The organism is Brucella oryzae, assembly GCF_041929965.1.
In the GTDB taxonomy this organism is placed as follows: Bacteria; Pseudomonadota; Alphaproteobacteria; order Rhizobiales; family Rhizobiaceae; genus Brucella; species Brucella oryzae.
Window position 1 is genome coordinate 1 of record NZ_JBHEEO010000077.1, and the last position, 675, is coordinate 675.

A 675-nucleotide genomic window follows, 5' to 3' on the forward strand; every position below is an offset into this window, starting at 1 on the left:
GCATCGGGAGGCTGCAGAACGGTTTGGCGTTGGTGTGGCGAGTGTCGGCCGTTGGCGAAACTTGCAACTTGAAAAAGGGAATGGTCGTCCCGGCCCGCTTGGAGGTGACCGTAGTTCCCACAAGACGGAAGCTCACGCTGATCTGATTATGGCCTGGCTCGGCGAGCATCGCGACGGCACCTTGTTTGAGTTGCGTGATGCTCTGTCTGCGCAAGGTGTCGTCATCAGCAAGTCGGCGTTACACCGTTTCCTTGTCCGGCATAACCAAACACGCAAAAAAGACTGGCCATGCGGTAGAGCAAAGCCGTCCGGATCTTTTGGAAATGCGTCAGTCCTGGTTTGACAAGCAGCTCGATCTCGATTCGATCCTGCACGGCTGGTCTTTATCGACGGGACATGGACTGCAACCAATATGTCACGTACGCACGGACGCTGCCTCAAGGGCGAGCGGCTGCGAATGGGCTTCCCACATGGTCATCGCAAGACAACGACACTTGTTGCAGGATTGCGAAACACAGGAATGGTCGCACCCCTTGTCATTGACGGACCGATCAATGGGGAATGGTTTGAGGCTTATGTCGGTCAGGTTCTCGTTCCGACGTTGAAGCCAGGCGATATTGTCATTCTCGACAATCTGTCCAGTCACAAACGACCCGCAGCACGTGAGATTATCGA

Annotated in this window: 1 pseudogene; it reads left to right on the forward strand. The window is 55.1% G+C overall.

Annotated elements, in window-relative coordinates:
• Positions 1-675 (forward strand): annotated as a pseudogene (locus tag JNC70_RS22805) (IS630 family transposase); the annotation flags it as partial.